General features: G+C 46.1%; 8 protein-coding genes and 1 tRNA gene. 5 read left to right on the top strand and 4 right to left on the bottom strand.

Annotation, left to right across the window (positions count from 1 at the left end):
• The 3 genes from WCO51_08365 to WCO51_08355 all read right to left on the bottom strand — a co-directional run.
• A partial coding sequence (locus WCO51_08365) for a hypothetical protein (protein MEI6513271.1) occupies window positions 1-231 on the bottom strand: 231 nt, incomplete at its 3' end.
• Between the two features lie 265 nt (window positions 232-496).
• Window positions 497-1507: an ankyrin repeat domain-containing protein gene (locus WCO51_08360; GenBank protein MEI6513270.1), complete on the bottom strand. Its 1011-nt coding sequence runs from the start codon at window positions 1505-1507 to the stop codon at window positions 497-499.
• 444 nt (window positions 1508-1951) lie between these two features.
• On the bottom strand, window positions 1952-2185 hold the full coding sequence (locus WCO51_08355; protein MEI6513269.1) for a hypothetical protein: 234 nt from the start codon (window positions 2183-2185) through the stop codon (window positions 1952-1954).
• Between the two features lie 241 nt (window positions 2186-2426).
• Between WCO51_08355 and WCO51_08350 the strand changes: the two genes are divergently transcribed.
• Together WCO51_08350 and WCO51_08345 are read left to right on the top strand one after the other, a co-directional pair.
• Window positions 2427-2723, top strand: coding sequence for a DUF1778 domain-containing protein (locus tag WCO51_08350; GenBank protein MEI6513268.1), 297 nt, complete (start codon window positions 2427-2429; stop codon window positions 2721-2723).
• Window positions 2713-3219, top strand: a complete 507-nt coding sequence (locus WCO51_08345) for a GNAT family N-acetyltransferase (GenBank protein ID MEI6513267.1) — start codon at window positions 2713-2715, stop codon at window positions 3217-3219. Before WCO51_08350 ends, WCO51_08345 begins: the two co-directional genes overlap by 11 nt.
• A 115-nt stretch (window positions 3220-3334) precedes the next feature.
• Here the strand turns inward: WCO51_08345 and WCO51_08340 are convergent.
• A tRNA-Pro gene (locus WCO51_08340) sits at window positions 3335-3409 on the bottom strand.
• 126 nt (window positions 3410-3535) lie between these two features.
• On the opposite strand from WCO51_08340, the gene WCO51_08335 reads away from it, so the two are divergent.
• The 3 genes from WCO51_08335 to WCO51_08325 form a co-directional block, all read left to right on the top strand.
• The gene (locus WCO51_08335) at window positions 3536-4591 is read left to right on the top strand and encodes a M42 family metallopeptidase (protein ID MEI6513266.1); all 1056 of its coding nucleotides are present in this window, start codon (window positions 3536-3538) and stop codon (window positions 4589-4591) included.
• Between the two features lie 78 nt (window positions 4592-4669).
• Window positions 4670-5695 (top strand): M20/M25/M40 family metallo-hydrolase, encoded by a 1026-nt coding sequence (locus WCO51_08330; protein MEI6513265.1) that lies wholly within the window; start codon window positions 4670-4672, stop codon window positions 5693-5695.
• Between the two features lie 152 nt (window positions 5696-5847).
• Window positions 5848-6443, top strand: a 596-nt coding sequence (locus tag WCO51_08325; GenBank protein ID MEI6513264.1) for a DUF47 family protein, incomplete at its 3' end; no start/stop codon positions are given.

The following is a 6443-nucleotide window of genomic DNA, read 5'->3' as shown; positions in this document are numbered from 1 at the left end:
GGATATCGGGATGAAAATACGGCTGATTCTGAATAAAGCCCAAGCGCCTAATCCAGAAGTTCCAGCAACCACATATCGAAGTAATTGAAAATAGGCGTATGGAGGTCTGCCGTAAATAGCGTACAAAAGCATTACAACCGCGAGAAATGCCAAGCCAAGAATACCTAATAGCCAGTCTCGCGCCATAGGTTCATTCTTCCCCGTCGAAGGTTGCTGTTCGTTGGTATTCATTTACTCTCCAATAAGCTCTTTCTTATCAAAAACTTTGTTTTGTGCCCGTTATACGGTTAATCCGAAAAGACCCCCTGCCTGATTCTAGATGGTAGATATACAATCCTGGCCAGAAATAAAGTATAAAGAACACAATAAACAACACCAATACGATACGCCATAGATATAACCCAAACTTCTCTTTCATCTTTAATACCTCCCATTACTAACATATGAATTCAGATATAAGCGCGTACTATCCTTAATCCTTGCCACTTTCAACCAATCAGTCAACTTCTTCTAATTTGCGAATTATGTCAACAACCTCCGTCTGCTCTTCACGCTCCGCCCAAATAAGCGCAGTTTGCCCGAATTCATCCTTAACATTGACGTCTGCTCCTTTGTGAATAAGAAGATCTACGGTTTGATCATGTCCTTCACGCGCTGCCACCATGAGCGCAGTTCGGCTGGATTCATCCTTAGCATTGATGTCTACCCCCTTTTCGATAAGAAGAGCTACGGCTTCATAATGACCATGATAAGCGGCATGCATGAGCGCAGTTGCTCCAAAAATACCCCTCGCGTTTATATTAGCACCTTTCTTTATGAGGCTTTTTATTAGTGGGGTATCTCCTTTTAGTGCTGCAGTTAAGAGAGCATTATCGCTGTCATTATCATTCATTTTGGTATCGGCACTTGCTTTTCGCAGCAATTTCACAATGTCAGTATATGGATTTTCTTTTCCCTCATAGTTATCTTTCTCATTCTCTTCTGCCATGTTGAGTGCAGTCGTTCCATCATTGGTCGTCGCATTGACGTCTACCCTCTTTTCGATAAGTAGAGCTACGGTTTTATCATGCCCCTGATACGTGGCATGCATGAGCGCAGTCAATCCGTTCTCATCTTTTGCATTAACATTAGCGCCTTTATCGATTAAGAGCCTTACAATCTCAATATGTCCTTCTTGAGCTGCCCACATAAGCGCAGTCCACTCTTCAATATCCCTAGCATTGACATTCGCCCCTTTCTCAATGAGGAGATTTGCAGTCATAGGTTTTTCCCAATATGCAGCATACATGAGAGCAGTTTGACCTAAATCATCCTTAGCGTTTATATTTGCACCTTTAGAAAGGATTGATTCAATCGCCTTGATATTGCCGTCTGCTGCGGCTCCATGCAAAGTCATTCTGAGCATTTGGTGTGTATTATTTGAGCGTTGATAGATAATGATGCCAGACATAACGGCTATCACAACCAGCATGCAAACGAATATCGTGATTGTTAATTTACGATTCATCCAGTCCTCCCAAAGACACGTTTTCTATCCTATTCGTCATGGCATAACAAAAATCCTGCACGCATCTATGTGAAATCATGGATTTTGGCAATTTTCTTCAAGTTAACTGCACACACGCCAATCGGCCAGCTCAAAGTTATTGCAGGAACTATAAATAATCGCGAATTCAAAGGTGTCCCTAATTGAGGCTGAGGAATGATCTTGGTTGGTCATGTCTGCAGGATCCCTGGATCAAGGATGGGGTTGCCTGTAACCAAGGGCGTGTTGCCAGGCTGATGAGAGAAGCGGGAATTCGTGCGGAGCTGCCTATATGCCCCTCACTCTGCAACTATCTTCCTGGGTTTAAAGCATTTACCGTGATCCGACCCCTATGTTACCGGCTATGGAATGAAACACGTCCATAGGCCAGGCGCCCAAACGGGTGATGCCCTGGGGGATTTCCTGCTAGAACTGGATGTAGGCCTTGACCTCTCCACGGATCGTACAGCCGATGTCTCTTGCGGTATCCTTGTTGACGCTGACACCGAAGACCTTGTAACCCTGAAGCACGGAGTCTTCCATTTCGACGTGCAAAAACTTGCCCTCCTCCACGCTCTGGATGATGCCATTTGTAGGGGTGCCGGCGGGTTGCGAAAAATTCAGCGTCACCAGTTTGCAGCCCTTCAGTTTCACCCGCATGAAGGTCTTGAGGGATAGAATTACTATCAAATAACTGCGTTCAATAAAGTCCCCAAAACCTAGTGCGTCTCCCCAGTTGCTAATCTTTTTTCAGGTTCATTATAGGTTCCACCACTGTAAGCATAGGTAATAGTTAAAACAAGTTATGTGAAGTTTTATACCACGAACTGGTATCATTACCAGTAATAAAATACGGCTATTTGCCGTACAATACATGTGAAGGTACAGAGAGGGATACATTATGAAGACTACAAGTGCAGCGGGAAGACTTGAGTGTAGGTTAGCTCCGGATGTAAAGCGCGTTGTTGAGCTTGCTTCTGCTGAACTGGGCATAACCATAACAGCGTTTGCTGTTCAAGCTATATATGAGAGGGCACAAGAGGTATTAAAAGAGAAGAGCCGACGTGTGCTTAGTGATGAGCATGCCAAACAATTTTTGCAGATACTTAGTGAGAATACTGTGCCAAATCAGACACTAATTGAAGCTGCCAATAATTACAAGAAAGTCATGAGCGGGGAGAAAGTAATTGAAGTTTAAGTCCATCGTGGGATTAGAAAAAGATCATGACCGTTCTTCGTTTTCGTGCGGTGTGCAGAGCCTCGATAACTTCCTTTTACATAATGCTTTGCGACAGAATAAGAGTGGGCATACGCGGACATTTGTAGCAATAGCCGATGACAATAAAACTGTTCTCGGCTATTACTGTTTAGCTGCGGGAGCAGTTGAAAGCGCTCTTTTCCCCAAACCAATGGATCATCCATATAATGAAGTGCCAATCGTCTTGGTGGGCCGCTTAGCAATCCGGAAGGATTTCCAACATCAAGGTCTGGGAACTACCCTCCTAATCGATGCTCTCTTAAGAGCATTGAACGTAGCGGACAGTGATATTGGATGTCATGCTGTAGAAGTCGATGCTCTCGACCCTACGGTTGTGGATTGGTATAAACGTTTTGGTTTTGAAAGCTTAGAAGACGGTGAAAGACACCTTTACTTGCCGATTGCTCAAATAAGAAAACTGTCGGAAAAGTGGTAAAAGATAAATTCTCCATATCATCTCTCTATTCTAATTTCTTTAGTGCGTCGCCCCATTTGCACCTCTTCAATCAAAAAAGCCCCTGGGATTATCTCCCAGGGGCTTAAAATCCAAGTCGGGGCGGCGAGATTCGAACTCGCGACCTCCGGCACCCAAAGCCGGCGCGCTATCCAAGCTGCGCCACGCCCCGACGTGAGCATAGATTATAGCCTGTTGATTAACTGACAATCAAGTTGCTTTGCTTTAACATGCTATCAATGGTGTTTCCAGGGGGGTCGGTTCGGCTATAATTGATAGACTACAGGAGGTTGCACTCATGAATTTTGCTTTATTGAAACGGCTTTGTGAAGCCCCAGGAACTCCCGGCAGAGAAGATGCCGTGCGAGCGATTATTATTGAAGAACTTAAACCCCATGTGACCGACATTAAAATCGATGCAATGGGCAACGTTATCGCCTTTAAGCAGGGAACGGGAAAAGGAACCCGCCGAAAAGTGATGCTCGCCGCTCATATGGACGAAATCGGGTTCATGGTTAAGCATATTGAAGACAAAGGATTCCTCCGCCTCTACCCCTTCGGCGGAATTGATACCCGCAACATGTTCGCTCAACAAGTGGTAGTCACCACCAAAGATGGCCCGATAAAAGGTCTTCTTGGCTATGCGACCAAACCCGCGCATATGCTTTCTGATGCCGAAAGAAATCAATCAGCGCAGATGGAGAATTTCTTCGTCGATGTGGGCTTATCGGGTGATGAGGCTAAGAAGAAGATTCAAGTCGGTGATATTGTCACGATGGATCGCCCCTGTGAGGAAATTGGCGAGAATATCGCGTGCAAGGCGATGGACGATCGCGTGGGCGTTTATGTGATGATTGAAGCCATGAAGAATATTGAAGCATTAGAATGCGATGTTTATGCGGTTGGCACTGTCCAGGAAGAAGTCGGACTTCGGGGCGCAACCACTGCCGCATTTGGCGTCAATCCTGATGTCGGTATCGCACTCGACGTTACTTTGACAGGAGATTATCCAGGCGCGCCCGATGCTGATACCCTGCCTAAATTAGGCGGAGGAGCGGCAATTAAGATTTTGGATTCTTCCTTAATCTGCCATCCAAAATTGGTTGAGCATTTCAAAGACATCGCCACGGCCAAAGAGATTACACACCAAATGGAACTCTTGCCAAGAGGCGGCACCGATGCGGGCGCAATTCAACGTGCTCAAAGTGGCGTTGTGAGCATCACACTCTCGATCCCCACGCGCTATGTACACACGGTCAACGAAACCGTCAGCCCCATCGATGTGGATGCTGCCGTCAACCTTCTAGCCAGATACCTGGAAGAGGCGCATACGAGGGATTATAGTTACGTTTAGGGAACTATTGCGTAGTGGGTATTGCGTATCCGGAATCCGGAGAATACGTAATACGCACTACGCACTACGGAGAAAACCATGGATTTTTTATTATTGAAGCGGTTGTGTGAGACGGCAGCGATTGCGGGACGCGAAGAAGCGGTCCGAGCAATCGTTATTGAAGAATTGAAGCCTTTTGTTGATGATATTTCAATCGATGTGATGGGCAATGTGATTGCTTTCAAAAAGGGCAAAGGGAAAGGCAAGCGTAAACGCGTTATGCTGGCAGCCCATATGGATGAAATCGGCTTTCTGGTAAAGAGTGTCGATGATAAAGGGTTTGTAAAGCTTTTCCCCATGGGCGGCATTGATGCGAAGAATGTAAACGGGCGCAAGGTGGTCATCACCGGCAAAGAAGGAACTGTCAGCGGGATGGCAATCTTCCCCAACAAAGAAGGCGCCGCGACGGTTGATGGCATTCATATCGATACCGGCCTTTCGGGCGATGATGCTAAAGCGAAAATTCAGCAATACGACATCGTTACCATGGACCGGCCAATTGAAGAACTGGGCAATTATATCGTCGGCAAAGCGATGGATGATCGCGTGGGGATTTATTGCCTGATTGACACGATCAAAAAGTTGAAGGACCCCGAAGTGGATGTCTACGCGGTTGCTACTGCGCAAGAAGAAATTGGCACACGAGGAGCGGGACCCGCTGCCTTTGCCATTATGCCTGATGTTGGCGTTGCGATGGATGTCACGGGCGCAACTGATTATCCGGGAGCAGATGAAGTGGATGTCCCGCCAAAACTGGGCAATGGCCCAAGCATACGCATCCTCGATGGCTCTTTAATTTGCCATCCTAAACTGATCGACCACTTTAGAGAGGTTGCTTCCAAACATAAAATTCCGCATCAAACGGAACTGATGAACCGTGGTGGCACGGATGCGGGCGCGATTCAGCGTTCTCGGGCAGGAGCAGCCGCTATTACTGTCTCAGTACCAGTTAGATATATGCACAGCGTGAATGAGTTAGTCTGCGCTTCTGATCTGGATGCGCAAAGCGATCTCATGGCGCGATTTGTCGAGGATGTTCATACAAGAGACTATCATTACGATTAGTCTCTGCTACAACTTCCCGTATTACTGCGGGTAAACTTAGAAATAACATCGGCAAAATAACCCTGGAACGCTTTCCTATGACGGAATTGGACATGTGATCCAAAAGTCTCTCGTTTGTATATTTATTTAGTATTATTCAAGGAGCCGGACAATTGAAGAAATTCGGGAAAGAAGACCTGTTCTATAAAATCTTAGAACAGCAAGCAGTAACAGCTCATCGAGCCGCACTTGCCTTTCTTGCTTTGGCACAAGACTTCGAACATCTAAACGATCACGTCTGTCTTATCGAGCAGATTGAGCATGAAGGCGATGAATTAACCCACCAACTTGCCAACAAAGTTGACGCGACTTTTGTTACCCCACTTGATAAAGAGGATTTACGTTCGCTATCCGGAGCGCTTGATGACATCACCGACCACATAGAAGCCGGCGCTGCAAGGGCTGTGCTCTATCAATTAAAGACAGCTCGTCCGGACTTAGTGCCTTTGATCAATCTTTTGGTTCAAATTACCGACGCAACGGTTAAAGCAGTACAAAGCCTCTCCAGCAAAGCCAACCGAGCGGCAATCCATGATGTGCTCGTAACAATTCACCGACTGGAGAATGTGAGTGATAAGGCTTTTCGACAAGCATTAGGGGACCTTTTTAATACGCCTTGTGACGATCCGATAATGGTTATAAAATGGAAAGAAATTTACGATCGGATCGAGATAGCAACCGACAAGTGTGAAGATGTCGCCAATATGGT

The sequence above is a fragment of the bacterium genome, from assembly GCA_037131655.1.
Lineage (GTDB): Bacteria > Armatimonadota > Fimbriimonadia > Fimbriimonadales > JBAXQP01 > JBAXQP01.
Note: the sequence above shows the minus strand (reverse complement) of the source record. Positions and strands in the feature narration are given on the sequence as shown.